The sequence below is a fragment of the Brevundimonas pondensis genome (assembly GCF_017487345.1).
Classification (GTDB): domain Bacteria; phylum Pseudomonadota; class Alphaproteobacteria; order Caulobacterales; family Caulobacteraceae; genus Brevundimonas; species Brevundimonas pondensis.
Map to the genome: position 1 here is coordinate 1,249,883 of NZ_CP062006.1, position 26,003 is coordinate 1,275,885.

A 26,003-nucleotide genomic window follows, 5' to 3' on the forward strand; every position below is an offset into this window, starting at 1 on the left:
CCATGCCCTCCTTTTCTCGTCCTCTCGAAGAGACCCTGCACCGCGCGGTCCACTATGCGAACGAGCGCCGGCACGAGTACGCCACGCTTGAACACTTGTTGCTGGCCCTGATCGACGACACCGATGCGTCCGCGGTCATGACGGCCTGCAATGTCGATCTCGGCGCGCTGAAGACGGCGCTGACCCTCTATGTCGACAACGACCTGGCCGCCCTGGCTACGGCCGACGGCGACGACGCCAAGCCGACGGCGGGCTTCCAGCGCGTGATCCAGCGCGCGGTCATCCATGTCCAGTCGTCGGGCAGGGAAGAGGTGACGGGCGCCAATGTCCTGGTCGCCATCTTCTCGGAACGCGAAAGCCACGCCGCCTACTTCCTGCAAGAGCAGGACATGACGCGCTATGACGCGGTCAACTTCATCGCCCACGGCATCGCCAAGAAGCCTGGCGCGACCGAGACCCGTCCCGCCAAGGGCTCGCCCGAGGAGGCCGAGGACGCCGCCGCCGTGAAATCAGGCGGCGAGGCGCTCGAGGCCTATTGCGTCGACCTGAACGAGAAGGCGCGTCACGGCAAGATCGATCCTCTGATCGGCCGCCAGGCCGAGGTCGAGCGTTCGATCCAGATCCTGTGCCGCCGGACCAAGAACAATCCGCTGCTGGTCGGCGATCCGGGCGTCGGCAAGACCGCGATCGCGGAAGGGCTGGCCCGCAAGATCGTCAACGGCGAGGTGCCCGAGGTCCTGAAGGACGCCACCATCTACTCGCTCGACATGGGGGCGCTGCTGGCCGGCACCCGCTATCGCGGCGATTTCGAGGAGCGGCTGAAACAGGTCGTCAAGGAACTGGAGACGCACGAGAACGCGGTCCTGTTCATCGACGAGATCCACACGGTGATCGGCGCCGGCGCCACCTCGGGCGGGGCGATGGATGCGTCCAACCTGCTGAAGCCGGCCCTGGCCTCGGGCAGCCTGCGTTGCATGGGCTCGACCACCTACAAGGAGTATCGTCAGCACTTCGAGAAGGACCGCGCCCTGGTGCGTCGCTTCCAGAAGATCGACGTCAATGAGCCGACGATCGAGGACACGGTGAAGATCCTCAAGGGTCTGAAGACGACCTACGAGACGCATCACAAGCTGCGCTACACGGACTCGGCCATCCGCACGGCGGTCGATCTGTCGGCGCGCTACATCACCGACCGCAAGCTGCCGGACAAGGCCATCGACGTGATTGACGAAGCAGGGGCGTCGCAGATGCTGCTGCCGGAATCGAAGCGCAAGAAGGTCATCGGCCAGAAGGAGGTCGAGGCCGTCATCGCCAAGATGGCTCGCATCCCGCCCAAGTCGGTCAGCAAGTCGGACACGGAATCCCTGCGCGAGCTGGAGACCGATCTGAAGCGCGTCGTCTATGGTCAGGAGCAGGCCATCGATCAGGTCTCGGCGGCGATGAAGCTGGCGCGGGCGGGTCTGCGCGACCCGAACAAGCCGATCGGCGCCTTCCTGTTCAGCGGCCCGACCGGTGTCGGCAAGACCGAAGTGGCCAAGCAACTGGCCGCCACGCTCGGCATCGAGATGCAGCGCTTCGACATGTCCGAGTACATGGAGCGGCACACGGTCAGCCGTCTGATCGGCGCCCCTCCGGGCTATGTCGGGCATGACCAGGGCGGCCTGCTGACCGACGCCGTCGACCAGCACCCGCACTCGGTGGTCTTGCTGGACGAGATCGAGAAGGCTCACCCCGACGTCTACAACATCCTGCTGCAGGTGATGGACAACGGGACCCTGACCGACGCCATCGGCAAGAAGGTCGACTTCAGGAACGTCATCCTGATCATGACCACCAACGCCGGGGCCGCCGACAACGCCCGCGCCTCCATCGGCTTCGGCCGGGGCAAGGTCGAGGGTGAGGACGACAAGGCCATCCAGCGCCTGTTCGCGCCGGAGTTCCGCAACCGTCTGGACGCCATCGTGGCCTTCAAGCCGCTGGGCGCCGAGACGATCCGTTCGGTGGTCGGCAAGTTCATGATGCAGTTGGACGCCCAACTGGCGGACCGCAACATCACCATCGAACTGACCGACGAAGCGACCGACTGGCTGGCCAAGAACGGCTTCGACGAACTGTATGGCGCACGGCCCCTGGCCCGCGTCATTCAGGAACACATCAAGAAGCCGCTGGCCGACGACATCCTGTTCGGCCGCCTGACCCACGGCGGACACGTCAAGGTCGAGCTGAAGGACGGCAAGATCGCCTTCGACATCACCCCGGCCAAGGGCGCGGCGGTGAAGAAAGAGGAAGAAGAAACGGCCTGATTTCGCTCAGGTTTGAGGTTGGAGGCCCGGGTGGAAGCGCCCGGGCCTTTTCTGTCCTGCACCCCCAACCCGCTCATCCCCGCGGAAGCGGGGATTCAGTGCTTTGGCTGCATACGCAACCCTGGCCCTGGTGCGCGCCGTTCTTGCTGGGTCCCCGCTTCCGCGGGGATGAGCGGAGGGATAGGCTTGGTCTTAACGGAGGGACGCATGACCGCAGTGCTGACGGAGCGGCAGAAGAAGTGGTTCGCCACGGTCCAGGCCAATCTGGAGAAGAACACCGGCAAGCCGCTGGCCGACTGGGTCGCCATCATGACGGCCTGTCCCGAGAGCGCGCCGCGCGCTCAAGCGGCGTGGCTGAAGGCGGAACACGGCGTGGGGCAGAACCACGCGGCGCAGATCCTCGACGCCTGTCGCCCCGCCGGCGGCCCCGGCTGGGACGATCCCGAGGCCCTGCGCGCGGCCCTGTGGAAGGACGCGGCGTCGCTGGTGATCCTTGAAGCGGTCGAGCGCGTCGCGGACGGCGTCGAGGGCGTCATCGCGGGCCAGAGGAAGGGCTACACGTCGTTTTCGCGCAGCGTGCAGTTTGCGGCCATGCGTCCGCTGAAGGGCGGCCGGGCCTTGCTGGGATTGAAGCTGGCGCCCGAGGTCTCGCCGCGCCTGGCGCCGTCGGCGCGGCGTGAAAGCTGGTCCGAGCGGCTGACGGCCACGGTCGAACTGGACGCCGCTGATCAGGTGGACGCCGAAATCAGCCGCCTGTTCGCACAGGCGGCCGACAACGGCTGAGGTTTAGCGCTTACGGCCCAGCGCCCCGAGGAGCACTGCCGCGCCAGCGATGATGCCTGTGGTCAGCAGGGGTTTGCGGCGGGCGAAGTCGAGGCCCTTGCGCGCGGGTTCCTGAAGATCGGCGGGGGCCTTGTCGACCATGCCGTCCAGACCGTCGATGACCCGACCATAGGCGTTCAAGGCCTTGCCCTTCACCTCGTTCAGCTTGCCTTCGACCTGTAGCTTGCTGTCGCCGGTCAGGCGGCCGATGCCGCCCTGGGCCTTGCCCTTCAGTTCCGTCGCGACGCCTTCGATACGTTGATCGGTCATGGTGATCCCTGAAATGTGAGGAGGAGACTCACATTGGAAGCGTGTCGCGGCGCCGCAAGTTCCGCAGCATGTCGCGATGCGACATCAGGTGCGGCGATAGGGCGACAGGTCCGCCGTCATGGCTTCCATCTCCGCCTCGACCGCCGGGCGCTCGTTGTCGAGGTAGTGGGCGACGGGATCACGCAGGGCCGGATCGGCGATCCAGTGGGCGGAATAGACCGGGGAGGGCAGATAGCCGCGGGCGATCTTGTGCTCGCCCTGGGCCCCGGCCTCGACGCGGGACAGGCCGCGCGCAATGGCGAAGTCGATGGCTTGATAGTAGCAGAGCTCGAAATGGAGGAAGGGAACCTCCTCCAGCGCGCCCCACTGACGGCCATAGAGGGCGTCGCGGCCGATGAAATTCAGGGCGCCGGCAATGGGCGTCTCGTCCCGGAAGGCCATGACCAGGGCGATGCGGTCGGCCATAGCGGCGCCGACGCGAGAGAAGAAGTCGCGCGTCAGATAGGGCCGGCCCCATTTGCGGTCGCCGGTGTCCATGTAGAATTCGAAAAAGGCGTCCCAATGGACCTCGGTGATCTCGGCGCCGGTCAGGACGCGGATGTCGAGATCGGCCTGGGCCTCACGTCGCTCGCGCCGGATGGTCTTGCGGCGATTGGACGACAGGGCGGCCAGAAAGTCGTCGAAGGTCCGATAGCCCTCATTGCGCCAGATGAACTGGATGTCGCGGCGGGGCAGCAGGCCCGCCTCGGTCATGGCGCGCCATTCCGGCTCGGTCGGGAAGTTGACGTGCAGCGACGAGACGCCGAGGCGCTCGACCAAGGTCTGCGCGCCTTGCAACAGGGCCTCGCGCACCGTCGCGGCGTCCGTGCCGGGCGCGTTCAGAAAGCGCGGCCCCGTTGCCGGCGTGAAGGGCACGGCGCCCAGAAGCTTGGGGTAGTAGCGTCCGCCGGCGCGCTGATAGGCGTCGGCCCAACTGTGGTCGAAGACGTATTCGCCCTGGCTGTGGCCCTTCAGATAGAGGGGCATGACGCCGATCACGGCGCCGTCTTCGTCGTGCAAGGACAGGTGGCGCGCCGCCCAGCCCTGGGACGGGACGGCGCTGCCGGACGCCTCGCAGGCGTGCAGGAAGTCGTAGGAGACGAAGGGATCGCCGGTCGGGGCCGCGCAGGCGTCCCACGCGTCCCGGCCTATTGCGGCGATCCCGTCGTGAACCTGAAGCGTGAAGCTCACTTCACCTCGATGATGGCGTCGATTTCCACGGCGAAGCCGAGCGGCAGCTTGTAGACGCCGACGGCCGAACGGGCGTGCTTGCCCGCGTCGCCGAAGACCTGGACCATCAGGTCCGAGCAGCCGTTGACGACGGCGGGGATGGCTTCGAAGTCCGGGCCGGCCTGGACGAAGGCGCCCAGCTTGACGATGCGGACCACGCGATCCAGGTCGCCGTCGACGGCGGCGTTGATCTGGGCCAGCAGGTTGATGCCGCACAGGCGGGCGGCCTCGGCGGCCTGCTCCGGCGTCACATCGACGCCGACGGTGCCCTTGATGCCGCCATTGGCATCGTTCGACAGTTGGCCCGAGATCAGGATCTGGTTGCCCGTGCGGACGTAGGAAACGTAGCTGGCGACCGGCTTGGCGGGCTCGGGCAGGGTGATGCCGAGTTCGGCGATGCGGGCGTGGATGCTCATGTCGGAGACTCCGTTGAGGGGTTCGAGCGGGGGTGTAGCGCGCCGGGCGGGCCGCGTCATCCGGGCTTCTTGAGGGCGCGCCCGGCAACCACGGCCTTGGCCCCGAATTTCTCGCGCAGGGCGTCGATGGCGGTCTCGGTCTTCAGGGCGCGAGTCTCGGCGGTGGCGAACAGGTCGGCGGGGGCGGCCCCGGCTTCGGCGATCTCGGCCAGGCCGATGCCGATCAGGCGATAGGGCTCGCCCAGTTCGGGTTTCAGCAGGTCGCGTCCAGCCGAAAACAGCACCCGCGCCGTCTGCACCGGCTCGGCCAGGGTGATGCGGCGGGTGACGATTCTGAAGTCGGCCTTGCGCAGTTTCAGCACCACGACGCGGCTGGCCACGCCGTCGCGCCGCGCCTTGGACGCCAGCTTCTCGCACAGGGGCCACAGCTCGGCCTCCAGATCCTCGGCGGTCGTCAGGTCGTCGTTGAACGTGGTTTCGGCGCTCATGCCGCGCCGGTCATGGTCGGGCCGCACGGGGCGCGCGTCGCGGGCATGACTGAGGTCGTAGAGACGCAGGCCCGTCTCGCCGTAGCGCCGGATCAGATCCTTGACGTCGGCGGCGGCCAGATCGCCGACGGTGGCGAAACCGTCGGAACGCAGGGTGCGGCCGAACACCGGGCCGACGCCGGGCAGGATGTTGACGGGGCGGGGCGCCAGCAGGCCCTTGGCCTCGGTTACGCCGATGACGGAAAAGCCGCGCGGCTTGTCCAGTTCGGACGCGACCTTGGCCAGGAAGCGGTTGGGGGCCAGGCCGATGGAGACGGTCAGGCCAGTCTCGTCCTCGATCCATTTCTGCAGCCTGATCAGCTGGAAGGCGGGCGGGCCGCCGTTCAGCCGTTCGGTGCCCGACAGGTCGATCCAGGCCTCGTCCAGAGACAGGGTCTGGACCAGGGGCGTCAGCTTGCCGACCGCGCCGAAGATGCGCTCGCTCTCGGCCACGTATTTTCGGAAGTCGGGCTTGATGACCACGGCGTCCGGACAGGCCTTCAACGCCTTGAACATGGGCATGGCCGAGCCGACGCCGTGCAGGCGGGCCACATAGCAGGCTGTGGAAACCACGCCGCGCTTGCCGCCGCCGACGATGACCGGCTTGTCGCGCAGTTCAGGCCGGTCGCGCTTTTCCACCGAGGCGTAGAAGGCGTCGCAGTCCAGATGGGCGATAGTCAGGTCGCCCAGCTCGTCATGGCTGATGACGCGGCGCGAGGCGCACGAAGGACACCGCTCGACCTTGCGGTCGCCGGTCCACAGACAGTCGCGGCAAACGGCCTTCAGGGCCAAAATGAACTCCGTCGGCGCTCAAGCAGTGCGAAGCACGATAGCGCAATGAGAGATGGCAGCTTCACTTCAACTTAAGACTGCGCGGCACAAGGTGCATCCGAAGAAGGCGAAAAGCCCTGCGCAACAGCGCGAATTTTGGCGAAACAGCCGGGTGGCGGATGTCCAAGAAAGTCCTCATCGTCGAGGATAACGAGCTGAACATGAAGCTTTTTCATGATCTGCTCGATTCCCAGGGCTACGAGACCCTGCAGACCCGCGAAGGGCTGCAGGCGCTCGCCATTGCGCGCCAGCATCGCCCGGACCTGATCCTGATGGACATTCAGCTGCCGGAGATTTCCGGACTGGAAGTCACCAAATGGCTCAAGGACGACGAAGAGCTGAACCATATCCCCGTCATCGCCGTTACAGCCTTCGCCATGAAGGGTGATGAGGAGCGGATCAGGCAGGGTGGTTGCGAGGCCTATATCTCCAAGCCCATTTCGGTGGTGTCGTTTCTTGAGACGATCCGCAAGCATCTGGGGTAGGGCGGCATGAGCGCGCGTATCCTGGTGGTGGATGACGTCGAGACCAATGTCCGACTGCTCGAAGCCAAGCTGACAATTGAATACTACGACGTCCTGACCTGCGGTGACGGGCTTACGGCCATCGCCTTGGCGACTTCGGAACAGCCGGACCTGATCCTTCTCGATGTCATGATGCCGGGCATGGATGGGTTCGAGACCTGTCGTCGGCTGAAGGAAGATCCAAGGACGCGCCATATACCGGTGGTGCTGGTGACGGCGCTGGACGGGCGACATGACCGGATCAAGGGGCTGGAATCCGGCGCTGACGACTTCCTGACCAAGCCGCTGGACGACGTGATCCTGATGGCGCGGGTCAAGAGCCTGACCCGTCTGAAGATGGTCATGGACGAACTGCGCGAGCGTGAGGAGAGCGGTCGGCGCGTCGGTGTCGACACCGCCGGCGTGGCGCGACTGAAGGGTTCGGGCGGGCGTGTTCTGGTGGTGGATGACAATGCCCTGCAGGCCGCCAAGGTGGCTCAGGAATTGGCGCTGGAGCACCGTCCCTTGATCGAGGCCGACCCGATGGCGGCCCTGGATGCTGCGCGTGGGCCGGTTGATCTGATGATTATCAACGTGACCTCGGACGGCTTCGATGGCTTGCGCCTGATCGCTCAGGCCCGCTCCAAGGAGCCGACGCGGCGGCTGCCGATTCTGGCCCTGGTTGATTCCCAGGATCGACCCCGGTTGCTCAAGGCGCTGGAACTGGGCGCCAATGATCTTCTGACCCGACCGGTGGATCCCGAGGAGCTGTCAGCGCGGGTGCGGACCCAGGTGCGACGCAAGCGTTACGGCGACTTCCTGCGTGAAAAGCTGGATCACAGCCTGGAGATGGCCGTCACCGACGCCCTGACCGGGCTGCACAATCGCCGCTACATGTCGAATCAGCTTCAGCCCCTGGTGGCGCGCACCAATCGCGGCGGCGAGCCGGTGGCGGTGCTGGTTCTAGACATCGACCACTTCAAGGCTGTGAACGACGGCTTTGGTCATGACGCCGGCGACGAGGTCTTGCGCGAGTTCTCGGTGCGGCTGGCGACCAATGTCCGGGCCGTCGATCTGCCGTGCCGATTCGGCGGCGAGGAGTTCGTGGTCGTCATGCCCGGCACGACGCTGGAGGACGCCCATCGCATCGCCGAACGTATCCGACGTGACGTGGGCGCGGCGCCCTTCCGCGTCATGGACGGCAAGGCGCATCTGAACATCACCGTCTCGGTGGGGGTGGCCGCTACCATGGGAGCGGAGGATACGCCCGAAGCCCTGTTGAAGCGGGCGGATGAGGGGGTCTACGAGGCCAAGGCTTCGGGACGAAACAAGGTCGTCGCCCGCGCCGCCTAACAGGGCGATCCTGTTGATCAAGCAACGAAAAACGCCCGGCTGAAAAGCCGGGCGTTTCGAATTCTGCAGTCAAGCGAACCCGGGGGTTCGAGGCGCTCAGGCCCTTACTTGATCTTGCCTTCCTTGAACTCGACGTGCTTGCGGACGACCGGGTCGTACTTCTTGACGACCATCTTTTCGGTCATCGTACGGGCGTTCTTCTTGGTCACGTAGAAGAAGCCGGTGTCGGCGGTGGAGTTCAGGCGGATCTTGATGGAAGCCGGTTTGGCCATCGGAATTACCTTTGCGACGGCGAAAGCCGCATGAAACGAGAGGCGCGGAACATACTCAGGCGCTGACCAAAGTCAACGCCCGCGATGTCGCGTTGAGGAAAGGCTCCTAAAGGTTAGGGTGATGAAATGAAAGCCCTGACCTCGATCGCCCTTGCGGCCGCCGCCCTGACCCTGTCGTCCTTGCCCGTCGCCGCTCGCGCCGACACGCCCCAGGACGCCTTCTTCAAGAACCTCAGCGCCCTATGCGGTCAGAGATTCGAGGGCAAGGTCGTTACTACCGAAGCCGCCGATTCGGATTTCGCCAGTCAGCGGCTGTTGATGCATGTGCGTGACTGCTCGGCCGAAGAGATTCGCATTCCCTTCTGGGTGGGCGCCGACCGTTCGCGCACCTGGGTGGTGACGCGCACCGCCACGGGCCTGCGGCTTAAGCATGATCACCGTCATGACGACGGCACGACCGACACGCTTCACTGGTACGGCGGCGACACGGCGGGAGCCGGCACGGCTGAACGGCAGGAGTTCCCGGTCGACCAGGAATCCATCGACCTGTTCAACGCCAACAACGCCTCGGTTTCGACCACCAATGTCTGGGCGATGGAGGTCCATCCTCGCCACATGTTCGCCTATGAGCTGCGCCGCCCGAACCGCCATTTCCGCGTCGAGTTCGATCTGACCAAACCGGTCGCGCAATAAGGTCTAGAGGGCTTTCCATGGGACGAGAGGACGGACGGTGGCGCAAGCCGGGCCGCCGTCTTTCGCTCGCCCCGGCAGGCGGACCTCCAGCGTGCGGCCCTGACGCGCGGCGTCCAGAAGGTCAGCGGTGATGTCGTGGATGTCGATCTTGGCCCGGCGACTCCAGGTGGGGCCGGGAAAGCCCGCATGGGTTCCGATGCCGATGTAGACGAAGCGGCGCGTCGGTCCCTCGCGCCGAACGAAGGGGCCGGTCAGGCGGTTGTCGTCGTTCAGAATGACGGGCGCGTCCAGCGACAGCGGGGCCTCGGTCGCCGTCACGGCGTCGATGGGTTCGCCCTCCTTGCCCTGCAGGCTGTAGCAGACGCCCGGGACGGGGTCCTTGATGGTCAGGCGCAGGGTGATGGTCTGCTTGGCCATGGTCTTAGTCCCGGTGCTCGACCACATGCCGGCCCCGCACCATGCGCACGAAGGGCAGGGGGCGGTCGGGGTGGGTCAGGCGCTCGGCCATCTCGCCCAGGACGAAGCGGGTGATGGCGGGCAGGTCCAGCGCCCGGGCCTCGTCCAGCGGCAGCCATGCGATCTCGTCCAGTTCGCCCGAGCCCTCGATGCGGTCGGGATCGCGCAGGGCCTCGACCGGGGCCATGAAGAAGCGGGCGTCGAAGCGGCGTGTGCGTCCTGGCGGCGTGATGGCGCGGGCCACGTAGGACAGCACTGACAGATCGGGCAGGGCGCCCGCCTGACGATACTCGCGCCACGGTCCGGCGACGGACGCGGGCGGCGCAGGGCGGCCCAGGATCAGCCCGGTCTCCTCAAAGGTCTCGCGCACGGCGGTCAGGGCCAGGGCGCGGGCGCGGCGGGCGGGCATTTCCGCCTCCAGCCGCCGGGCCACGTCGGACGACAGCTCGCCGCATGAAGCGGCGGTGAAGTCGGAGCGGTCGATGCGTCCGCCGGGGAAGACCCATTTCGATGCCATGAAGACATGGCCGGGCGCGCGCCGGCCCATCAAGACCTCGGGCCGGTCTCCGCCACGCGTCAGGATCAGGGTGGCGGCGTCCTTGGGCTTCTGGCCGCCGCCCGTGCGCGGGGCGTCGGCCAGGTCCTGAGCGGCGTCGAAGGGCTGAGGTTTCACCGCCGCTTGCCCTTGCGAACCCCCTTCAAGCCGCCGGAGGGCTTGGCGCCGTTGCGGGGCTTGGGACCGCCGGGGCGGCCCCCATTTTTGGTTTTTGGCCCGCGCTTGGGAGGGCCGTCTCCGCCGCGCCCGCGGATGCCGTAACGCGGGGCGGGGGCGTTGGGATCGCGCGGGTCCGGCTCGGACACCATTTCCAGCACCAGACCGCCGGTGACCGGCGTGGCCTCCATCAGCTTGACCTCGACGCGCCGGCCCAGGGTAAAGCGCTTGCCGGTGCGTTCGCCGACCAGGGCGTGGGCGCGGTCGTCGTGGGTGAAATACTCGCTGCCCAGGGTCGAGACCGGCACCAGACCATCGGCGCCCGTCTCGTCCAGCCGCACGAACAGGCCGAAGCGGGTGACGCCGGTGATGCGCCCGCTGAAGGTCGCGCCGACGTGGTCTTCGAGGAAGGCGGCGATGTAGCGGTCCATGGCGTCGCGCTCGGCGGCCATGGAGCGGCGTTCGGTCGAGGTCACCTGTTCGGCGATGGCCGTCAGCTCAGCGATCTCGCGGTCCGTCAGCCCGTCCGAGCCGAGGTTCAGGCCGCGGATCAGGCCCCGGTGCACGATCAGGTCGGAATAGCGCCGGATCGGCGAGGTGAAGTGGGCGTAGCGGTCCAGATGCAGGCCGAAGTGGCCGACGTTGTCCGGCGAATAGACGGCCTGCATCTGGGTGCGCAGGACCACTTCGTTGACCACCTCGGCGTGGGGCGTGTCGCGCATCTCGTCCAGCAGCTTGTTGAACCGCTTGGTGGTCGGCGCCTCCCCCTTGTTCCAGGGCTTGGCGATGGTGTGCAGGAAGTCGGCCAGGTTGAAGATCTTCTCCTGGCTGGGCGCTTCGTGGACGCGATAGATCAGCGGCGTGCGCGTCTTCTCCAGCGTCTCGGCGGCGCAGACGTTGGCCTGGATCATCATTTCTTCGATCAGGCGGTGGGCCTCCAGCGACTTGCGCGGCTCGATGGCCGCGATGCCGCCATCGGGGGCCATGATGATACGGCGCTCGGCGCTTTCGATGGCCAGGGGGCTGCGGCGTTCGCGGCCCTTCAGCATGGTCGAATAGGCGTTCCACAAGGGATAGAGGATGGCGTCCATGATCGGACCCGTCACGTCATCCTGCTGGCCGTCGATCGCGGACTGGGCCTGTTCGTAGGACAGCTTGGCCTGAGAGCGCATCAGGCCGCGCATGAACTTGTGCCCGGTCTTCTTGCCATCCTTGTCGAAGACCATCCGTACGGCCATGCAGGCGCGGTTCTCGCCCTGTTTCAGGCTGCACAGGCCGTTGGACAGGACTTCCGGCAGCATCGGCTCGACACGGTCGGGGAAGTAGGTCGAGTTGCCCTTGTCGCGCGCCTCGCGGTCCAGGGCCGAGTTGGGGCGGACATAGGCGGCGACGTCGGCGATGGCGACCCAGACGATCCAGCCGTCGGGGTTCTTGGGGTCCGTGTCGCGCTCGGCATAGACGGCGTCGTCATGGTCGCGCGCATCGGCCGGGTCGATGGTGATGAAGGGGACCTCGCGCAGATCCTCGCGGCCCTTCAGCGTCGGCAGGGCCTGATCCTCGGCCTCGCGCTCGACCAGGTCCGAGAAGCCGGTCGGCAGGCCGTGGGCGTGGATGGCGATGATGGAGGCGGCGCGGGGATCATCCTCGCGGCCGATGGACTCAAGAATCTTGCCGCGCTTGGGACCGTAGCGATGGTCGCCCTTTTCGATCGAGGCCAGGACCAGGTCGCCGTCGCGCAGGTCGCCCGCCACGGCGTTCGGAATCAGCAGCACGTCCTTGGAGCGCTTGTCGACCGGCTCGACACGGGTCTCGCGGGCCGACTTGCGGATCACGCCCAGGACGCGGTTGGTCCCGGCGTCCAGCCGTTTGACCAGGCGGGCTTCCCAGCCCTCGGCCCCGCGCGCGAACTTGACCAGCAGGCGGTCACCCAGACCCGGCGCCGGCGTCTTGCCCTCGCGGTCGGGCAGCAGCAGAGCGCGCGGCGCATCGTTGCTGCCCTTGACCAGTTCGACATAGAGCTCGCCGTCCGCGTCGCGATCCACCACGTCGGCCACGCCGACCGGGGGCAGGGCGCCGGCCTCGGAAAAGCCCTTGCGGCCGCGCTTGCCCAGGACGCCTTCGGCCTCCAGCGTCTTCAGCATTTCGCGCAACTGGCGGCGTTCGATGCCCTTCAATCCGAAGACGCGGGCGATGTCGGCCTTCTCGGCCTCGCCGGCTTCGCGCAGGAAGGCGATCAGGGTGTCACGGTCGGGCAGGCCCGCAGCGGGGCGTTTCGGCGTCTTGGTCATTGCGTCCTATGTAATGCGCTTCGAGCCAAATAGGTGAAAACTTGCGTGAGTTGACCAAGCGCCTGCCGACGCCCAGCTTCCGCCCCTGAACACGCCTTCTTCGGAGCCTTCCGCATGTCGATGTCCGACGCCCCTGTCCTGACCCGCCCCGTGGGCTCGCTGCTGGACCTGATCGGCAAGACGCCGATGGTCGAGGTGACGCGGATCGACACCGGCCCCTGCCGCTTGTTCCTGAAACTGGAGAGCCAGAACCCTGGCGGTTCCATCAAGGATCGCATCGCCCTGTCGATGATCGAGGCTGCAGAGAAGGCCGGCTGGCTGAAGCCGGGCGGCACCATCGTGGAAGCCACGGCGGGCAACACCGGCCTGGCCCTGACCCTGGTCGGCAAGCAGAAGGGCTACAAGGTCCTGCTGGTCATCCCCGACAAGATGTCGAAGGAGAAGATCCAGCACCTGCGCGCCATGGGCGCCGACGTGCGCCTGACCCGTTCGGACGTGCCGCACGGCCACCCCGAGTATTATACCGACATGGCCGAGCGTCTGGCCCAGCAGATCCCTGGCGGCTACTTCGTCAACCAGTTCGCCAACGACGCCAACACCGCCGCCCACTTCAAGACGACCGGTCCCGAGATCTGGGAGCAGATGGACGGTGACATCGACGCCTTCGTCGCGGGCATCGGCTCGGGCGGGACGATCACGGGCAACGCCCAATACTTCAAGTCGCAGGGCTCGAACGCCAGGATCATTCTGGCCGACCCGGTCGGCTCGGCCCTGGCGGGTCTGGTCAATGAGGGCGTGGCGGGTCCGGACGGCAGCTATGCGGTCGAAGGCATCGGCCAGAACTTCATGCCCGACACGGCTGACGCTGATCTGATCGACGTGGCCTATTCTATCCCCGACAGCGAGGCGATCGCCACGGTGCGCGAGCTGCTGTTGAAGGAAGGTATTCTGGCCGGATCATCGTCAGGCACCCTGATCGCCACGGCTCTCCGCTGGTGCCGCGAACAGACCGAGCCGAAGCGGGTCGTGACCTTCGTCTGCGACACCGGCGCCAAGTATCTGTCCAAAGTCTATAACGACGCCTGGCTGGCCGATCAGGGCCTGACCCAGCGTGAACTGCACGGCGACCTGTCGGACCTGATCACGCGCAAATACGCCAACGGCGACGTGGTCGTGATCGGCCCCGACGACACCCTGGACACCGCCTTCAAGCGGATGAAGGGCGACGGCGTGTCGCAACTGCCGGTCATTCAGGAGGGGCGTCTGGTCGGCATTCTGGACGAGAGCGACATCGTCCACATCATGAACACCGACGAGATCACCCGTAAGGAGCGCTTCGCCAAACCGGTATCCTCGGCCATGACGCGCGATCTGGACACCCTGCAGGTGTCGGAATCCCTGGACGCCCTGATCCCGGTCTTTGATCGCGATCGCGTGGCCATCGTGCTGGACGGAGAGACCTTCGTCGGCCTGATCGCCCGCACCGACCTGATCAACCACCTCAGCCTGAACCGGTAAGCCCATGTCTGAACTGAAGAACAGCCAGGGTTTCTCGACCCGCGCCATCCACGCCGGCCAGAAGCCCGACCCGACGACAGGCGCGGTGATGACGCCGATCTACGCCACCTCGACCTACGCCCAGGAAAGTCCCGGCGTGAACAAGGGCTATGAATACGCCCGCGGCAAGAACCCGACGCGCGAGGCCTTTGAGGCCTGCATCGCTGATCTGGAAGGCGGGGTTCAGGCCTTCGGCTTCGGTTCGGGCATGGCGGCGACCTCGACGGCGCTGGAGCTGCTGGACGCCGGGTCGCACATTGTCACCGGCGACGACCTGTACGGCGGTTCGTGGCGGCTGTTCGAGCGGGTGCGGCGGCGCTCGATGGGGCTGGACTTCAGCTACATCGACCTGACCGACCTAGCTGCCGTCGAAGCGGCGATCACGGACAAGACGCGGATGCTGTGGGTCGAGACGCCCACCAACCCGCTGATGAAGCTGGCCGACATCGCGGCCCTGTCGAAGATCGCCAAGGCGCACAAGCTGATCCTGGCGGTCGACAACACCTTCGCCACGCCGTGGAGCCAGCAGCCGCTGGCCCTGGGCGCAGACGTGGTCATGCATTCGGCGACCAAATACCTGAACGGTCACTCCGACATCGTCGCCGGGGTTCTGGTGGCCAAGGACGCCGAGATCGCGGCGCAGCTGAAGTTCCTGCAGAACTCGATCGGCGGCGTCATGGGGCCGTTCGACGCCTTCCTGGCCAACCGGGGGCTGAAGACCCTGGGCCTGCGCATGAAGGCGCACAATGAGAACGCCATGGCCGTGGCCCGCTGGCTGGAAGACCGGGCAGGCGTGGCCAAGGTCATCTATCCGGGCCTGATCAGCCACCCGCAGCACGAACTGGCCGCGCGCCAGATGAACGGCCGTTTCGGCGGCATGGTCACGGTGCTGATCGACGGCGATCTGGAGCGAACCAAGCGGGTGCTGGAGCGGGTGCGGGTCTTCACCCTGGCGGAGTCGCTGGGCGGGGTCGAAAGCCTGGTGAACCACCCGGCGATCATGACCCACGCCAGCGTGCCCAAGGAAGTCCGCGAGGCCGGCGGCGTCACCGACAACCTGATCCGTCTTTCGGTCGGGGTCGAGGATGTGGAAGACCTGATCGCCGACCTGGATCAGGCCCTCAGCTGAAGCGTCTGACCTGAAGTCAGGCCGTCTTGTCGGGCAGGGCGGTCTGATGGCCCGTGACGGGCGCCAGCTTTTGCTTGGGGGCGGCGCGCTTGCGCACGACGACGGGCTTGGGCTCGGCGGCGATTTCCGCCAGCCGGGCGTCGATCAGCGGAATGATGTCGGCGGCGGTTGTGACCTGAACGGGTGAGCCGGTTTCCAGAAGGCGGGCGGCGTTGGCGCGCAGGGCCTTGAGGTCGGCTTCGTTCAGGGTGGGAATCTTGTCGGCCAGGGAAGTCATGGGCGTCTCCAGATGGCGTCAGGGCCGGCGCGCATGCGGCCGGCCCCTCAGCAGATAGAAAGCGAGCTCAGCGGCCTGACGGTCGCCGATAAGGGCTGAGATCAGTCAGCCGCCTGAAGTCGGCCGGCGGACTCTTTGCCGCTACGGCTGTCGCGTTCGATTTCGTAGGAGATCTTCTGACCTTCGTTCAGCATGCCGAGCGAGGACGCTTCGACGGCCGTGGCGTGAACGAAGACGTCCTTGCCGCCATCATCAGGCTGGACGAAGCCATAGCCCTTGGTGGAGTTGTACCATTTGACAGTGCCGGTAGCCATTTTCAGGACTCCCCGTTTGAGTGGCCGCAGGAAGGATATCCTGATGGCCTGTCGGGTCTGAATGGGATCGGCTTTGGACCTCGGTGCGCGATGCAAAGGGGCAGCAGCGTTTCGCAGAGAGATCGACGACTTAGAGGTGGGCGCTTTGCCGCCCTTTAGCAATGGGCAGGGCCTCAAAAGCCTCAAGAGGTCGTCAGAAACGAAAACGGCGGCGACAGCCGAAGCCGTCGCCGCCGTTCGAAATCCGCGCCGAATGAACGGCGCGAGAAATCAGCCTTCGGTCTTCAGTTGACCGGCCGATTCCTTGCCCGAGCGACGGTCGCGCTCGATTTCGTACGAGACCTTTTGGTTCTCGTCGAGGCCACGCAGGCCAGCTTGCTCGACGGCCGAGATGTGGACGAAGACGTCCTTGCCGCCGTCATCCGGTTGGATGAAGCCGTAGCCCTTGGTGGAGTTGAACCATTTCACAGTGCCGGTAGCCATTTTCAGGACCTCCGCTAGTCGTTGGCCTCAGGGAACAGCCCCCTTGGCCTGTCGGGTCTGAATGGATCGGCCTAGTCCTCGGTGCGCAGAGCAAAGAGTCAGCAGCGTTACGCAGAGAGATCGACGGCGATAAAATGGACGGCAATCGTGTCCAGCGCAAGACCCCTTGGCCTCAGGCGTCTTCCTGGGCGGCTGGAGCATCGGGGCCGCCTGCGAAATTTTCCTGACAGAGCTTGCGCAGGGCGGCGGTCACGGTGCCGCCGTAGAGGCTGTCCTGAATGCGGTCGTAGCCTTCGCTCTGAAGGGCCTGCTTGACCTCGCCTACAGTGCGACAGGCGCCGCTTTCAGCCAGTTGGTAGGCACGTTCCAGGGTGGTGGGGCGGAAAGTCATGGCCTTAACCTAAGGACTTTCCGCCGATTAGCCACCGCTGATCGGTCACAAGATCAGAACGAGAAGTTGATCCCGGCCACCAGGGCGCCCTTGTATTGCTCGCCCGGAACGTCGGCGTCGGTGTCATGCCAGCGCAGGTCCAGCTCGACCTTGGGGGTCAGGGCGTAGGAACCGCCGACATTCCAGCCGGTGTAGTCGATGCTGTTTTCCTGATCGCGATGGCCGACCTCGGCCGAGACGTTCAGCTTGTTGGTGAAGTCCCAGCCGCCGCGCAGCGCCACCCAGGTCCAGGCCTTGGTCGAGCCGGTGCCGTCGGGCGAGTGCTGCAGGCGCAGGCGGGCGCCGGCCGGGCCGATCGAGCGCTTCATGTCGGCGGTGAATTCCCAGGCGTCGTTGTCATAGCCGGGGTCGGCGTCGAAGCGGTTCTTGTGGGCCACGTTCAGGTCGAAGTCGAAGCCGGCGAACTCGGGACGGACGCCCGCCACCAGCTCGGACTCCAGCTTGGAGCCGCCGCCGTCGATGGTCTCCAGGCCGCCCGAACCATAAAACAGGCCGCTGGCGCTCTCCCATTCCGCAGCCCCGTAGACGAAGGGGTTTCCATCGGACTTGGACGCCGCCTTGGAGCGGTTGTCGGTCGCGGCGCCGGCCGAGAAGGACCATTTGCCCGCATCCTGGGCATGGGCGCCGGAGGCCAGCAGGACCAGGGGCGCGGCGGCGAGAAGAGCGGCGTTCGTCAGGGTGCGGAGCATGAAAAGCCTCGTGAAGCGACGAGGCCGCTCCTAGAGACGCTTCTTGTCGAATTTATCACAGGCCTGTGAAAACTCGTCCGCCAACCGCGCCACAAGCTGAGCCGTTGTGGGGCTGTCGTGGATCGAGCCAGAGCCTTGGCCCGCCGACCAGATGGTTTTCCACGCCTTGGCTTCCTCGCCCATGTCGAGCTTGTGTTCGGGCAGGGATTTCGGGTCGATCTTGTTCTCGACCAGCGACGGGGTCAGGAAGTTGGCGGGGATGCCCGAGACGGCGGGCGTATAGGTGATGTCGGCCGAGCCTGAGGCCACGATCAGGTCCTTGTAATGCGGCTGGGCCGCGCTCTCGGCCGTGGCGATGAAGCGGGTGCCCATATAGGCGAAGTCGGCGCCCATCATCAGGGCCGCGGCCACGTCCTGGCCCGTCGACAGACAGCCCGCCAGGATGATGGTCCCGTCATAGAAGCTGCGCACCTCGTTGATCAGGGCGAAGGGGTTCACGACGCCCGCATGGCCGCCCGCGCCGTTGGCGACCAGGATCAGGCCGTCGACGCCGGCCTCGGCGGCTTTGCGGGCGTGGCGAACATTAGCGATGTCGTGGAAGACCACGCCGCCGTAGCCGTGGACCGCATCCACCACGTCGCGCACGGCTCCCAGGGAGGTGATGATCAGCGGCACCTTTTCCTCGACCGAGACCATCATGTCGGCCATCAGGCGCGGATTGGTCGGGTGGACGATGTGGTTGACGCCGAAGGCGGCGGCGTCAGGCTTCAGCCGCGACTTGATCTCCTGAACCCAGTCCCGATAGCCCTCGGTCGTGCGCTGGTTCAGCGAGGGGAAGGTGCCGATCACGCCCGCATTGCAGGCCTCGACCACCAGATCCGGGCCAGACACCAGGAACATGGGCGAGGCGATGACCGGCAGCTTCAGGCCGGACTGCAGGGAAGCGGGAATGGCCACGGGTCGTTTCCTCGGATGATGCGGGTTGTTTTAAGGGACGCTAACCGGGTGTCGTCAGGGAAGGCAAACAATGATCCCGCTCACGCTCAGGTCCTTCTACTTCCACTCATCCCCGCGGAGGCGGGGACCCAGTAAGAGCCTCAGGCACCGCGTTCGGAATGGCGCCCTTCAATTTCAGCGAGGCGCTTGCAGCCAAAGCACTGGGTCCCCGCCTCCGCGGGGATGAGCGGATTTTGGGGTGGTGGCGCGAAAAGCAGCCCGCAGAAAAAAACAGAGTCCAATTCGTCTGAATCGTCTGAAACCCCCCTCAGGCTCATCCTTCCGCGACCCGCATCCTACCACGGCGGGGAGGGGCGCCAGGTCGATTGTGGAAATCCCCGCGCGGCGGCAGGATTTTCTTTGGCGGACCAAACGCCTAAATGGCGGGCATGACGCACTATACCGACAGCCTGTCCCAGCTCGGCGCCCAGACCGCCGCCCCGACCAACCCCGAAGAGGCGGTGCTGGAACGCGTGCCCAATCCGCACGCCGACACGCTCTATGTGGCGCGCTTCACCGCGCCCGAGTTCACCAGCCTGTGCCCGGTGACGGGCCAGCCCGACTTCGCCCATATCGTCATCGACTATGTGCCGGGCGACTGGCTGGTCGAAAGCAAGAGCCTGAAGCTCTATCTGACCAGCTTCCGCAACCACGGCGCCTTCCACGAGGACTGCACCGTCGCCATCGGCAAGCGCCTGGCCGACCTGCTGCAACCGAAATGGCTGCGCATCGGTGGCTACTGGTACCCGCGCGGCGGCATCCCCATCGACGTCTTCTGGCAAACCGGCGCACCCATCGAAGGCGTCTGGCTGCCGGATCAGGGCGTCGCGACCTATCGCGGGCGGGGGTGAGGCTTGCTTGATGCTACTTGGTTCCTTTGCCAGAGCCTCCCACTCGAATAACCTCGCCAAGTAGAACGTCTAGTTCCGATGCAAAATCCACTTGGACAGCCGTAGGGACGTCCTCTCGATCTCTGATCGGCGAGTGTAGATGCATGTCCGCTATTTTGCGTATCGTGCCCTGCAAGCGTTGCATAATTTCTTTAAACGATTTGTCTTTCTTGGGGCCCCCGTAGTTGTTGGCTACTTGATCAAAAGTCTCGCATCCTAGAACTGGAGGAACGTGATTTAGGATGGTTCGAAGGAGCATTGCTGTCGAGAGGTGGCAGCGATTTGCAGCGACGACATTTAATTCGCGACAGAGCTCAACTAGCCTGCGAAAATCCCATGCGCTTTCATTGATGGCAATCAATGCTGAGATGCGATCTTGATGCACGTATGAGCGACTATTTTGCGGGTTATCTGAAACCGTCGCTCGATTGTATTTTCGGCTTACGGCGCGAGCTCCAGCTAGGACAAGCTCGGATGCTTCTTCTACCGTGGCATACGAAGGTCCACCTATGAAGCTCTGTGACCCAGAGCTGGCGGCATTCATGAGGCCAGTGGAATAGTTGTTTAGACGTCCCAACTCTTCATCGAGGATCGACTTCGCTTCGATGGCTAGCGCTTTGAATTTAGCGCTTGGCCCGGTTGGAAGAAAGAGGCCGGTGACGCTGTTGCCCTCCAAGAATAGGGGGAGGATGGCGTTCATCTCGGCTGAGATGTGCTTCAGTTCCTCTATCATTTGCAGAGTGCGTCCTGATTCCGAGTGTAGCAGGGATGTGCATTATTTGACGGCACACTAAAGGGCGATTCCCGCTCACGTCCGCCTCTTCGTCGATTGGCTCAAGCGCCCATGACCCCATCCCCCCGTCTCCCACTCGAAGCTTGGGGCCGTCGCTTGATGACCCGCGCGGAGGCGTGGGCGGATCGGGGGCGGTGCCGCTGTTCTCGGGCTTCATGTATGCGGCGGTGGGCAGCTATATCGCGCGGGTGCAGCGCATCTTCCATATCCGGGTGCGGGGGTATCCGCCGCTGTGGACGACGTGGCTGCTGGCGGCGGCGATCTATGTCAACTTCTTCGCCCATCACTGGCTGCCGGACGTGCGGATCGCGCTGTTTGCGGCGACGGTGCTGCTGTTCGGGCGGGGCTGGTTCTGGTTCACGGCGGACCGGCGGCGGCGGTCGATGCCGCTGCTGCTGGGGTACTTCCTGGTGGCCCTGTTCATCTGGTTCGCGGAGAACCTGGGGACGTTTGCGCGGGCCTGGGTCTATCCGGGGCAGGCGGACGGCTGGGAGATGGTCAGCCTGAACAAGCTGGGGGCGTGGTTCCTGCTGATGATCATTTCGGTGGTGCTGGTGTCGATCGTGCACCGGCCGGAGGAGGAGCCGCGCTGATCTTCTCTTTCGTCATCCTCCGGCGAGCGTAGCGAGACCGGGGGACCCAGCGGCGCCCGTAGGGCGAAAGCTCCACGCTCGACGCCTGCTTCAAAGATCGCCTTCGGCGCCGCTGGGTCCCCCGGTCGGCGCCGCTGCGCGGCTTGCCGGAGGATGACGGAAGAAGAGATTACGGCCGACGCTCGACCTTGTGCGCCATGACCGGGCGGGGGCGTTCCAGCGGGGCTTCGCTCAGGGTGCCGAGGTGGATGAAGCCGGCGATGGTCTCGCCGTCCTTGACGCCGAACAGGGCGACGGCGGCGGGGTCGTAGGAATACCAGTCGGTGATCCAGCTGGCCGAGTAGCCCAGGGCGTCGGCGGCGTGTTCCAGGTTCATGCAGACGGCGCCGGCCGACAGCTGCTGCTCCCAGACCGGGACCTTGTGGCCCTGAATAGGCGTCGAGACGACCATGATGGTCAGGGGCGGATTGGCCAGCTTGGCGAGGACGGCCAGGTCCTTGTCGACGCGGCCTTGCGTTTCGGCAAGGGCGGCGAGGGCCTCGGACAGGTCGGCGCGGCTCTGCGGGCCCAGGACGACGAAGCGCCAGGGGAAGAGCTTGCCGTGGTCGGGGGTGCGGGCGCCGAGATGCAGGATTTGCTCGATCTCGGCCTCGGACGGGCCGGGGGCGGCTAGCAGCTGGGCCGAGGCCGAGCGGCGCACGGCCAGACGGGCCAGGACTTCGTCCGAACGGACGGGCAGGGGCAGGGCGGCGTTCAGATCGGTCATGCCGCCTAGCTAGGATTTCGCGGCGTCCGGCGCCATAGCGGAAGCATGCACGATATTCCCGACATCAAGCCCCGCTGGGCGGAAGACCTGCCCGAGACGCCGAAATGGCAGAGCCACGGCGACAGCGTCCTGATCGACACGCCGTGGATGCAGGTGACGCGGCACCCGGCGACGGCGCCGACGGGGGCGGCCGCTGACTATCAGGTGGTGCGGCCCAAGAACGTGGGGACCGGGGTCCTGCCTCTGCATGAGGACGGGACCGTGACCCTGGTGGGGCAGCATCGCTTCAGCCTGATGCGCTATTCCTGGGAGATGCCCGAGGGTGGGGCGCCGATGGACGAGGACCCGTTCGACGCCGTGCGCCGCGAATTGGCCGAGGAGGCGGGGCTGACGGCCGAGCACTGGCGCGCGGCGCTGGACATGGACCTGTCGAACTCGATCACCGACGAGCGGGCCATGACCTGGGTGGCCTGGGGGTTGAGCGCGGTTCCGGTCGATCCGGACCCGACCGAGGTGATCGTATCGGTGCGCGTCCCCTTCCGCGACCTGTTGGCCGAGATCGAGCGCGGGGCGGTGCGCGACAGCTTGACGGTGGCGACGGCCTACAAGGCCTACCATATGGCCCGCGAAGGCGTGCTGCCCGCCGCGCTGGCGCAGGCCATGCTGGGGGCGTAGGATCGCCTGCAAGGAAACGGGAGGCCCGATGGCCAAGCTGGAAATCGTGCCGCAACAGCCGGACCTGTGGATGCAACTGCGCGCCGCAGCCGAGGAGGCCGCGCGCGAGGAGCCGAGGCTGGCCTCGCAACTGAACGCCGTGGTGCTGGCGCATGATGATCTGGCGGGGGCGCTGAGCTTCCAGATCGCGCGTAAGCTGGGCGACGCCGAGCTGGGGGCCATGTCGCTGCGCGAGGTGGCCCTGTCGGCCTTTGCGGCCGATCCCGGTATCCTGACGTCGGCCGAGGCCGACCTGAAGGCGGTGCAGGACCGCGATCCGGCGATCCGGTCGCTGTTGCAGCCCTTCATGTATTTCAAGGGGTTCCAGGCGCTGCAGGCCTGGCGCGTGGCGCATTGGCTGTGGGGGCAGGGGCGCGACACTCTGGCGTTTCACTTCCAGAGCCGGATTTCGGAGCTGTTCCAGCTGGACATCCACCCGGCGGCGCGGATCGGTTCGGGCGTCTTCGTCGACCACGGCACCGGCATCGTCATCGGCGAGACGGCGGTGGTCGGTGACGAGGTGTCCATGCTGCACGCCGTGACCCTGGGCGGAACCGGGGCCGAGCGCGGCGACCGTCATCCCAAGATCGGCCGCGGCGTCCTGCTGGGCGCGGGGGCCAAGGTGCTGGGCAATATTGTGATAGGCGACTACGCCAAGGTGGCCTCGGGGTCCGTCGTGCTGAAGCCGGTGCCGGCGGGCTGCACCGTGGCCGGGGTGCCGGCGCGTGTCGTGGCCTGTCCGACCGACGCGGCGCCCGCCCGGACCATGGATCACACCCTGGCCGACATCGCCTATGATTACGTGATCTGATTGCGTCGCCTGTGGACGCCCGATACGCGGGCTTCCCATGAGGGGGCGTGTTCTCTAGGTTCCGCCGTCAACGACACCAACGAGGCTACCCCCGTGAAAGAATCCGATCTGAAGCGCGTCGAGACGCACCTGAAGCGCACCTTCAACCACGGCGGCATCAAGGTGAAGGCCCGCAAGGTCGCCGACTCCGCCGAAGTCTATGTCGATGACGAGTTCATCGGCGTGGTGTTCGAGGACGAGGACGAGGCCGGCTCGTTCATGTTCGAGATGGCGATCCTGGCCGAAGACCTGCCGCAGGACTAAGGCCGCGCCTCCAGGGATTTCTCTGGAAAGCACGCACGAAAAAGGCCGGAGGGGCGAACCCTCCGGCCTTTTGTCGTTTCAGGCGATCACCAGCCGAACAGACGGGCGAAGAAGCCCTTCTTCTTTTCGGGTTGAGGCGCGGCGGCGGCAGGCGCCGGTTGCGCAGCCGCCGGAGCGGGGGCGGGCTTGGGCGCTTCGACCGGCTTGGGCGTCGGGGCGGCGGCGACAGGCGCGGGCGCAGGGGCCGGAGCCGCAACCGGAGCGGCGGCGGGTTTGGTCGCCTCGACCGGCTTGGCGGCGGGTTTCGGAGCAGCGGCGGCCTTGGGGGCTACAGCCTTCTTTGGGGCGGCGGGCTTGGCGGCCGCTTTCGGAGCGGCGGCTTTTGCAGCGGGCTTGGCCGCAGCCTTGGGCGCAACGGCCTTCGCGGCCGGGGCTTTGGCGGCGGCGGGTTTCGCAGCGGCCTTCGGCGCAGCCTTTACAGCCGGTTTGGCGGCGGGTTTCGCAGCGACCTTGGGCGCAGCGGCCTTCACGGCGGGCTTGGCGGCGACCGCCTTGGGCGCGGCGGGTTTGGGCGCGGCCTTCGGTTTTGCAGCGGCCTTGGGCGCCGCAGTGCTCGACTTTGCCGCCGGTTTCGGCTTGGAAGCGGCAGGCGCCGCTTTCGGCGTAGAAGATTTCGACTCAGACGGTGCTTTAGCCATGGATACCCCGACCCCTAAATGGACACGGGCATTCCGTACGCCCGCACTCGTTGCGATTCGTTATAATAACGGTGTTTGAGAAATGTCCGAGTCCGCTCTTCAGGTAATCGCACGCGGCGAGCGCGAGCCCGCGGAGACCGCCGCCGCCATGATCGACGCCGATCCCATGCTGGAAAACGCGACCTATTCGATCCTGGAAGAGGACGAGGACAGGGGCGTCTGGCGCATCGACGCCTTCCCGACCTCGGACGAGGAGGCCGAGGGCATCGCCGCCATCCTGCGTGCGACGCCGGGTCTGGAGGTCATTGTCGAGAAGCTGGCCGACGCCGACTGGCTGGCCATGAGCCTGTCGGGCCTGCCGCCGGTCGAGGCCGGGCGCTTCTTCGTTTATGGCGCGCACGACCAGGGCAAGATTCCCGAAGGCCGGGTCAATCTGAAGATCGACGCGGGCGCCGCCTTCGGCACGGGCCACCATGGCACGACGGTCGGATGCCTGGAGGCCTTCGACAATCTGCTGGCGACCGAGACCTTCGAGAAGGTTCTGGACGTCGGCTGCGGCACGGGCGTTCTGGCCATCGCCGCCGCCAAGACCGGTTCGCCCATCGCCGTCGGCACCGACATCGACGAGCCGTCGGCCCGCATCGCCAACGAGAACGCCCAGATCAACGACGCCAAGTGCGAGTTCTACTTCGCCGATGGCCTCAGCGATGCGCGCATCGCCCGGCACGCGCCCTATGACCTGGTCTTCGCCAACATCCTGGCGGCCCCGCTGGTGTTCCTGGCGCCGGAGATCGGCGCTGCGTTGAAGTCGGGGGGGGTGGCGATCCTGTCGGGCCTGCTGCGTACGCAGGAGGAGCGGGTGCTGGAAGCCTATGTGCCGCTGGGCTTCGTGGTCGAGCAGACCATCCACCATGATGCGTGGACTGCGCTGCAACTCCGCAAGAAGTAGGCGCGTGTTCGGGGCGTCGCTTGACGGCGCTGCGGGACGACGGGCACGAACAGGTTGTTCGTCGAGATCGACGGACGAGGTGAGATCCGGTTCCGGGGGCGCGTGGCTTGAGTGAAACGAGCGATCGGCGGCATGGCATCCAGTCCGTGGGCATTGGCCTGCGGGTTCTGGACGTGCTGGCGTCGTTGGACGGCGCGGCGGCTCTGGGGGCGATCGCACAGGCTTCGGATCTGTCGTCGTCTCAGGCGCACCGGTACCTGGCCAGTCTGATCGCCGCCGGCATGGCCCGCCAGGACGCGGCGACAGGACGCTATGAGTTGGGCCCGGGCGCGTTGCGTCTTGGGCTCGCGGCGCTATCGCGGATGGACAGTTTCCGCGAGGCGGCGATCGCCTTGACCGACTATGTCCGTGAAACGGGGCGCACGGTGCAGATGGGCGCCCTGGGGCCGTCTGGCCCGATCGTGGTGCGCTGGATCATGGGCACGCCCGCCATCTCGACCTCGCTGATGGTCGGCTCCCCCTTGCCGTTGCTGAGTTCGGCCACGGGCCATGTGTTTCTGGCCTTCCGGCCGGAGGCGGCGACGCGGCAGATGGTCGAGCGCGAAACCCAGCCGCAGTTCCAGCCGGTCGACGTCGAGGGCCTGCGCGCGCGGGTGCGGCGCGATGGCTATTCGGCCATCCGGGGGGATCTGATCCCCGGCCTGCGCGCGACCGCCGCGCCGATCTTCGACCTGCAGGGCGAGGCGGTCTTCACCGCCACGGTTCTGGCCACTGACGTATTCAAGACCGAGTACGACGATCAGGCGCGCGAACGCCTGATCGAGGTTTGCGATCAGATCACCTTGGCGACGGGCGGGGTGCGTCCGTCGATCTGA

30 protein-coding genes and 1 pseudogene are annotated in these 26,003 nt (G+C 66.1%); 14 read left to right on the forward strand and 17 right to left on the reverse strand.

Annotated elements, in window-relative coordinates; all coding sequences use genetic code 11:
* The first annotated feature begins 2 nt into the window (after window positions 1–2).
* Together clpA and IFE19_RS06315 are read left to right on the forward strand one after the other, a co-directional pair.
* A complete protein-coding gene (gene clpA, locus IFE19_RS06310) occupies window positions 3–2,303 on the forward strand; it encodes an ATP-dependent Clp protease ATP-binding subunit ClpA (RefSeq protein ID WP_207826525.1) in 2,301 nt (766 codons plus the stop codon).
* A gap of 207 nt (window positions 2,304–2,510) precedes the next feature.
* Window positions 2,511–3,086 carry a DUF4287 domain-containing protein gene (locus IFE19_RS06315; protein ID WP_207826526.1) on the forward strand — a complete coding sequence of 192 codons (576 nt, stop codon included), beginning with the start codon at window positions 2,511–2,513 and terminating at the stop codon, window positions 3,084–3,086.
* 3 nt (window positions 3,087–3,089) lie between these two features.
* Here IFE19_RS06315 and IFE19_RS06320 read toward each other — a convergent pair whose 3' ends face one another.
* From IFE19_RS06320 to IFE19_RS06335, 4 genes are all read right to left on the reverse strand, one after another.
* A complete protein-coding gene (locus IFE19_RS06320; RefSeq protein WP_207826527.1) occupies window positions 3,090–3,395 on the reverse strand; it encodes a CsbD family protein in 306 nt (101 codons plus the stop codon).
* 84 nt (window positions 3,396–3,479) lie between these two features.
* Window positions 3,480–4,625: a GNAT family N-acetyltransferase gene (locus IFE19_RS06325; RefSeq protein WP_207826528.1), complete on the reverse strand. Its 1,146-nt coding sequence runs from the start codon at window positions 4,623–4,625 to the stop codon at window positions 3,480–3,482.
* Complete coding sequence (locus IFE19_RS06330) at window positions 4,622–5,080, reverse strand: RidA family protein (protein WP_207826529.1); 459 nt, start codon at window positions 5,078–5,080, stop codon at window positions 4,622–4,624. The genes IFE19_RS06325 and IFE19_RS06330 overlap by 4 nt, the downstream gene beginning before the upstream one ends.
* A 56-nt stretch (window positions 5,081–5,136) precedes the next feature.
* Window positions 5,137–6,399, reverse strand: a complete 1,263-nt coding sequence (locus IFE19_RS06335; protein ID WP_207826530.1) for a DNA polymerase IV — start codon at window positions 6,397–6,399, stop codon at window positions 5,137–5,139.
* A gap of 158 nt (window positions 6,400–6,557) precedes the next feature.
* Here IFE19_RS06335 and IFE19_RS06340 point away from each other — a divergent pair, with 158 nt between their 5' ends.
* Window positions 6,558–6,923, forward strand: coding sequence for a response regulator (locus IFE19_RS06340; RefSeq protein WP_184273318.1), 366 nt, complete (start codon window positions 6,558–6,560; stop codon window positions 6,921–6,923).
* 6 nt (window positions 6,924–6,929) lie between these two features.
* On the forward strand, window positions 6,930–8,294 hold the full coding sequence (locus IFE19_RS06345) for a PleD family two-component system response regulator (protein ID WP_207826531.1): 1,365 nt from the start codon (window positions 6,930–6,932) through the stop codon (window positions 8,292–8,294).
* Window positions 8,295–8,398: 104 nt separating this feature from the next.
* Here the strand turns inward: IFE19_RS06345 and rpmG are convergent, their stop codons facing one another.
* Window positions 8,399–8,566 (reverse strand): 50S ribosomal protein L33, encoded by a 168-nt coding sequence (rpmG, locus tag IFE19_RS06350; protein WP_003164451.1) that lies wholly within the window; start codon window positions 8,564–8,566, stop codon window positions 8,399–8,401.
* A 126-nt stretch (window positions 8,567–8,692) separates the two neighbouring features.
* On the opposite strand from rpmG, the gene IFE19_RS06355 reads away from it, so the two are divergent.
* Window positions 8,693–9,259 carry a hypothetical protein gene (locus tag IFE19_RS06355; RefSeq protein ID WP_207826534.1) on the forward strand — a complete coding sequence of 189 codons (567 nt, stop codon included), beginning with the start codon at window positions 8,693–8,695 and terminating at the stop codon, window positions 9,257–9,259.
* A gap of 3 nt (window positions 9,260–9,262) precedes the next feature.
* Here IFE19_RS06355 and IFE19_RS06360 read toward each other — a convergent pair whose 3' ends face one another.
* From IFE19_RS06360 to rnr, 3 genes are read right to left on the reverse strand one after another with little or no spacing between them, the layout of a single operon-like run.
* Complete coding sequence (locus IFE19_RS06360) at window positions 9,263–9,676, reverse strand: DUF5990 family protein (RefSeq protein WP_207826536.1); 414 nt, start codon at window positions 9,674–9,676, stop codon at window positions 9,263–9,265.
* Between the two features lie 4 nt (window positions 9,677–9,680).
* Window positions 9,681–10,388, reverse strand: coding sequence for an NUDIX hydrolase (locus tag IFE19_RS06365; protein ID WP_207826538.1), 708 nt, complete (start codon window positions 10,386–10,388; stop codon window positions 9,681–9,683).
* A complete protein-coding gene (gene rnr / locus IFE19_RS06370) occupies window positions 10,385–12,715 on the reverse strand; it encodes a ribonuclease R (protein ID WP_207826541.1) in 2,331 nt (776 codons plus the stop codon). The genes IFE19_RS06365 and rnr overlap by 4 nt, the downstream gene beginning before the upstream one ends.
* A 114-nt stretch (window positions 12,716–12,829) precedes the next feature.
* Between rnr and IFE19_RS06375 the strand changes: the two genes are divergently transcribed.
* Window positions 12,830–14,233: a pyridoxal-phosphate dependent enzyme gene (locus IFE19_RS06375; RefSeq protein WP_207826543.1), complete on the forward strand. Its 1,404-nt coding sequence runs from the start codon at window positions 12,830–12,832 to the stop codon at window positions 14,231–14,233.
* Between the two features lie 4 nt (window positions 14,234–14,237).
* Window positions 14,238–15,401, forward strand: coding sequence for a cystathionine gamma-synthase (locus IFE19_RS06380; RefSeq protein WP_207826544.1), 1,164 nt, complete (start codon window positions 14,238–14,240; stop codon window positions 15,399–15,401).
* Window positions 15,402–15,417: 16 nt separating this feature from the next.
* On the opposite strand, the gene IFE19_RS06385 is transcribed toward IFE19_RS06380, so the two are convergent.
* The 6 genes from IFE19_RS06385 to IFE19_RS06410 all read right to left on the reverse strand — a co-directional run bounded on the left by IFE19_RS06385 (window position 15,418) and on the right by IFE19_RS06410 (window position 18,572).
* Window positions 15,418–15,678 carry a hypothetical protein gene (locus IFE19_RS06385; protein ID WP_207826546.1) on the reverse strand — a complete coding sequence of 87 codons (261 nt, stop codon included), beginning with the start codon at window positions 15,676–15,678 and terminating at the stop codon, window positions 15,418–15,420.
* Between the two features lie 101 nt (window positions 15,679–15,779).
* On the reverse strand, window positions 15,780–15,992 hold the full coding sequence (locus tag IFE19_RS06390) for a cold-shock protein (protein WP_114816421.1): 213 nt from the start codon (window positions 15,990–15,992) through the stop codon (window positions 15,780–15,782).
* 270 nt (window positions 15,993–16,262) lie between these two features.
* Window positions 16,263–16,475: a cold-shock protein gene (locus tag IFE19_RS06395; protein ID WP_003164457.1), complete on the reverse strand. Its 213-nt coding sequence runs from the start codon at window positions 16,473–16,475 to the stop codon at window positions 16,263–16,265.
* Window positions 16,476–16,647: 172 nt separating this feature from the next.
* Window positions 16,648–16,866 carry a hypothetical protein gene (locus IFE19_RS06400; RefSeq protein WP_207826548.1) on the reverse strand — a complete coding sequence of 73 codons (219 nt, stop codon included), beginning with the start codon at window positions 16,864–16,866 and terminating at the stop codon, window positions 16,648–16,650.
* A 53-nt stretch (window positions 16,867–16,919) separates the two neighbouring features.
* Entirely contained in the window at window positions 16,920–17,615 is a 696-nt protein-coding gene (locus IFE19_RS06405; RefSeq protein ID WP_207826550.1) for a TorF family putative porin, read from the reverse strand.
* Between the two features lie 30 nt (window positions 17,616–17,645).
* Window positions 17,646–18,572, reverse strand: a complete 927-nt coding sequence (locus tag IFE19_RS06410; RefSeq protein WP_207826551.1) for an NAD(P)H-dependent flavin oxidoreductase — start codon at window positions 18,570–18,572, stop codon at window positions 17,646–17,648.
* A gap of 428 nt (window positions 18,573–19,000) precedes the next feature.
* Here IFE19_RS06410 and queF point away from each other — a divergent pair, with 428 nt between their 5' ends.
* Window positions 19,001–19,462, forward strand: a complete 462-nt coding sequence (gene queF / locus IFE19_RS06415; protein WP_207826552.1) for a preQ(1) synthase — start codon at window positions 19,001–19,003, stop codon at window positions 19,460–19,462.
* Window positions 19,463–19,475: 13 nt separating this feature from the next.
* Here queF and IFE19_RS06420 read toward each other — a convergent pair whose 3' ends face one another.
* The gene (locus IFE19_RS06420) at window positions 19,476–20,234 is read right to left on the reverse strand and encodes a hypothetical protein (protein WP_207826567.1); all 759 of its coding nucleotides are present in this window, start codon (window positions 20,232–20,234) and stop codon (window positions 19,476–19,478) included.
* Window positions 20,235–20,416: 182 nt separating this feature from the next.
* Here IFE19_RS06420 and IFE19_RS06425 point away from each other — a divergent pair.
* Window positions 20,417–20,887, forward strand: a pseudogene (locus IFE19_RS06425) (DUF817 family protein); the annotation flags it as partial.
* A gap of 169 nt (window positions 20,888–21,056) precedes the next feature.
* Here IFE19_RS06425 and IFE19_RS06430 read toward each other — a convergent pair.
* Window positions 21,057–21,653, reverse strand: coding sequence for a nitroreductase family protein (locus IFE19_RS06430; RefSeq protein ID WP_207826569.1), 597 nt, complete (start codon window positions 21,651–21,653; stop codon window positions 21,057–21,059).
* A 45-nt stretch (window positions 21,654–21,698) separates the two neighbouring features.
* On the opposite strand from IFE19_RS06430, the gene IFE19_RS06435 reads away from it, so the two are divergent.
* From IFE19_RS06435 to IFE19_RS06445, 3 genes are all read left to right on the forward strand, one after another.
* Window positions 21,699–22,328 carry an NUDIX domain-containing protein gene (locus IFE19_RS06435; RefSeq protein ID WP_207826571.1) on the forward strand — a complete coding sequence of 210 codons (630 nt, stop codon included), beginning with the start codon at window positions 21,699–21,701 and terminating at the stop codon, window positions 22,326–22,328.
* A 28-nt stretch (window positions 22,329–22,356) separates the two neighbouring features.
* On the forward strand, window positions 22,357–23,178 hold the full coding sequence (cysE, locus tag IFE19_RS06440; RefSeq protein ID WP_207826574.1) for a serine O-acetyltransferase: 822 nt from the start codon (window positions 22,357–22,359) through the stop codon (window positions 23,176–23,178).
* 93 nt (window positions 23,179–23,271) lie between these two features.
* On the forward strand, window positions 23,272–23,481 hold the full coding sequence (locus tag IFE19_RS06445) for a DUF3126 family protein (protein WP_105564438.1): 210 nt from the start codon (window positions 23,272–23,274) through the stop codon (window positions 23,479–23,481).
* Between the two features lie 86 nt (window positions 23,482–23,567).
* Here IFE19_RS06445 and IFE19_RS06450 read toward each other — a convergent pair whose 3' ends face one another.
* Window positions 23,568–24,179, reverse strand: a complete 612-nt coding sequence (locus tag IFE19_RS06450; RefSeq protein ID WP_207826576.1) for a hypothetical protein — start codon at window positions 24,177–24,179, stop codon at window positions 23,568–23,570.
* Between the two features lie 82 nt (window positions 24,180–24,261).
* Here IFE19_RS06450 and IFE19_RS06455 point away from each other — a divergent pair, with 82 nt between their 5' ends.
* Both IFE19_RS06455 and IFE19_RS06460 read left to right on the forward strand, forming a co-directional pair.
* Window positions 24,262–25,128 carry a 50S ribosomal protein L11 methyltransferase gene (locus IFE19_RS06455; RefSeq protein WP_207826578.1) on the forward strand — a complete coding sequence of 289 codons (867 nt, stop codon included), beginning with the start codon at window positions 24,262–24,264 and terminating at the stop codon, window positions 25,126–25,128.
* Between the two features lie 107 nt (window positions 25,129–25,235).
* Complete coding sequence (locus IFE19_RS06460; RefSeq protein WP_207826580.1) at window positions 25,236–26,003, forward strand: IclR family transcriptional regulator; 768 nt, start codon at window positions 25,236–25,238, stop codon at window positions 26,001–26,003.

Excerpts from the sequence above, each read along its gene's own strand:
- IFE19_RS06385 (WP_207826546.1), bottom strand. The coding sequence starts at position 15,678 with ATGACTTCCCTGGCCGACAAGATTCCCACCCTGAACGAAGCCGACCTC.
- IFE19_RS06330 (WP_207826529.1), bottom strand. The coding sequence starts at position 5,080 with ATGAGCATCCACGCCCGCATCGCCGAACTCGGCATCACCCTGCCCGAG.
- IFE19_RS06380 (WP_207826544.1), top strand. The coding sequence starts at position 14,238 with ATGTCTGAACTGAAGAACAGCCAGGGTTTCTCGACCCGCGCCATCCAC.
- IFE19_RS06405 (WP_207826550.1), bottom strand. The coding sequence starts at position 17,615 with ATGCTCCGCACCCTGACGAACGCCGCTCTTCTCGCCGCCGCGCCCCTG.
- IFE19_RS06450 (WP_207826576.1), bottom strand. The coding sequence starts at position 24,179 with ATGGCTAAAGCACCGTCTGAGTCGAAATCTTCTACGCCGAAAGCGGCG.
- IFE19_RS06395 (WP_003164457.1), bottom strand. The coding sequence starts at position 16,475 with ATGGCTACCGGCACTGTGAAATGGTTCAACTCCACCAAGGGCTACGGC.
- IFE19_RS06320 (WP_207826527.1), bottom strand. The coding sequence starts at position 3,395 with ATGACCGATCAACGTATCGAAGGCGTCGCGACGGAACTGAAGGGCAAG.
- IFE19_RS06375 (WP_207826543.1), top strand. The coding sequence starts at position 12,830 with ATGTCGATGTCCGACGCCCCTGTCCTGACCCGCCCCGTGGGCTCGCTG.
- IFE19_RS06400 (WP_207826548.1), bottom strand. The coding sequence starts at position 16,866 with ATGACTTTCCGCCCCACCACCCTGGAACGTGCCTACCAACTGGCTGAA.
- IFE19_RS06435 (WP_207826571.1), top strand. The coding sequence starts at position 21,699 with ATGCACGATATTCCCGACATCAAGCCCCGCTGGGCGGAAGACCTGCCC.
- clpA (WP_207826525.1), top strand. The coding sequence starts at position 3 with ATGCCCTCCTTTTCTCGTCCTCTCGAAGAGACCCTGCACCGCGCGGTC.
- IFE19_RS06420 (WP_207826567.1), bottom strand. The coding sequence starts at position 20,234 with ATGATAGAGGAACTGAAGCACATCTCAGCCGAGATGAACGCCATCCTC.
- cysE (WP_207826574.1), top strand. The coding sequence starts at position 22,357 with ATGGCCAAGCTGGAAATCGTGCCGCAACAGCCGGACCTGTGGATGCAA.
- IFE19_RS06355 (WP_207826534.1), top strand. The coding sequence starts at position 8,693 with ATGAAAGCCCTGACCTCGATCGCCCTTGCGGCCGCCGCCCTGACCCTG.
- rnr (WP_207826541.1), bottom strand. The coding sequence starts at position 12,715 with ATGACCAAGACGCCGAAACGCCCCGCTGCGGGCCTGCCCGACCGTGAC.
- IFE19_RS06390 (WP_114816421.1), bottom strand. The coding sequence starts at position 15,992 with ATGGCTACCGGCACTGTCAAATGGTACAACTCCACCAAGGGCTATGGC.
- rpmG (WP_003164451.1), bottom strand. The coding sequence starts at position 8,566 with ATGGCCAAACCGGCTTCCATCAAGATCCGCCTGAACTCCACCGCCGAC.
- IFE19_RS06360 (WP_207826536.1), bottom strand. The coding sequence starts at position 9,676 with ATGGCCAAGCAGACCATCACCCTGCGCCTGACCATCAAGGACCCCGTC.
- IFE19_RS06315 (WP_207826526.1), top strand. The coding sequence starts at position 2,511 with ATGACCGCAGTGCTGACGGAGCGGCAGAAGAAGTGGTTCGCCACGGTC.
- IFE19_RS06430 (WP_207826569.1), bottom strand. The coding sequence starts at position 21,653 with ATGACCGATCTGAACGCCGCCCTGCCCCTGCCCGTCCGTTCGGACGAA.
- IFE19_RS06345 (WP_207826531.1), top strand. The coding sequence starts at position 6,930 with ATGAGCGCGCGTATCCTGGTGGTGGATGACGTCGAGACCAATGTCCGA.
- queF (WP_207826552.1), top strand. The coding sequence starts at position 19,001 with ATGACGCACTATACCGACAGCCTGTCCCAGCTCGGCGCCCAGACCGCC.
- IFE19_RS06340 (WP_184273318.1), top strand. The coding sequence starts at position 6,558 with ATGTCCAAGAAAGTCCTCATCGTCGAGGATAACGAGCTGAACATGAAG.
- IFE19_RS06455 (WP_207826578.1), top strand. The coding sequence starts at position 24,262 with ATGTCCGAGTCCGCTCTTCAGGTAATCGCACGCGGCGAGCGCGAGCCC.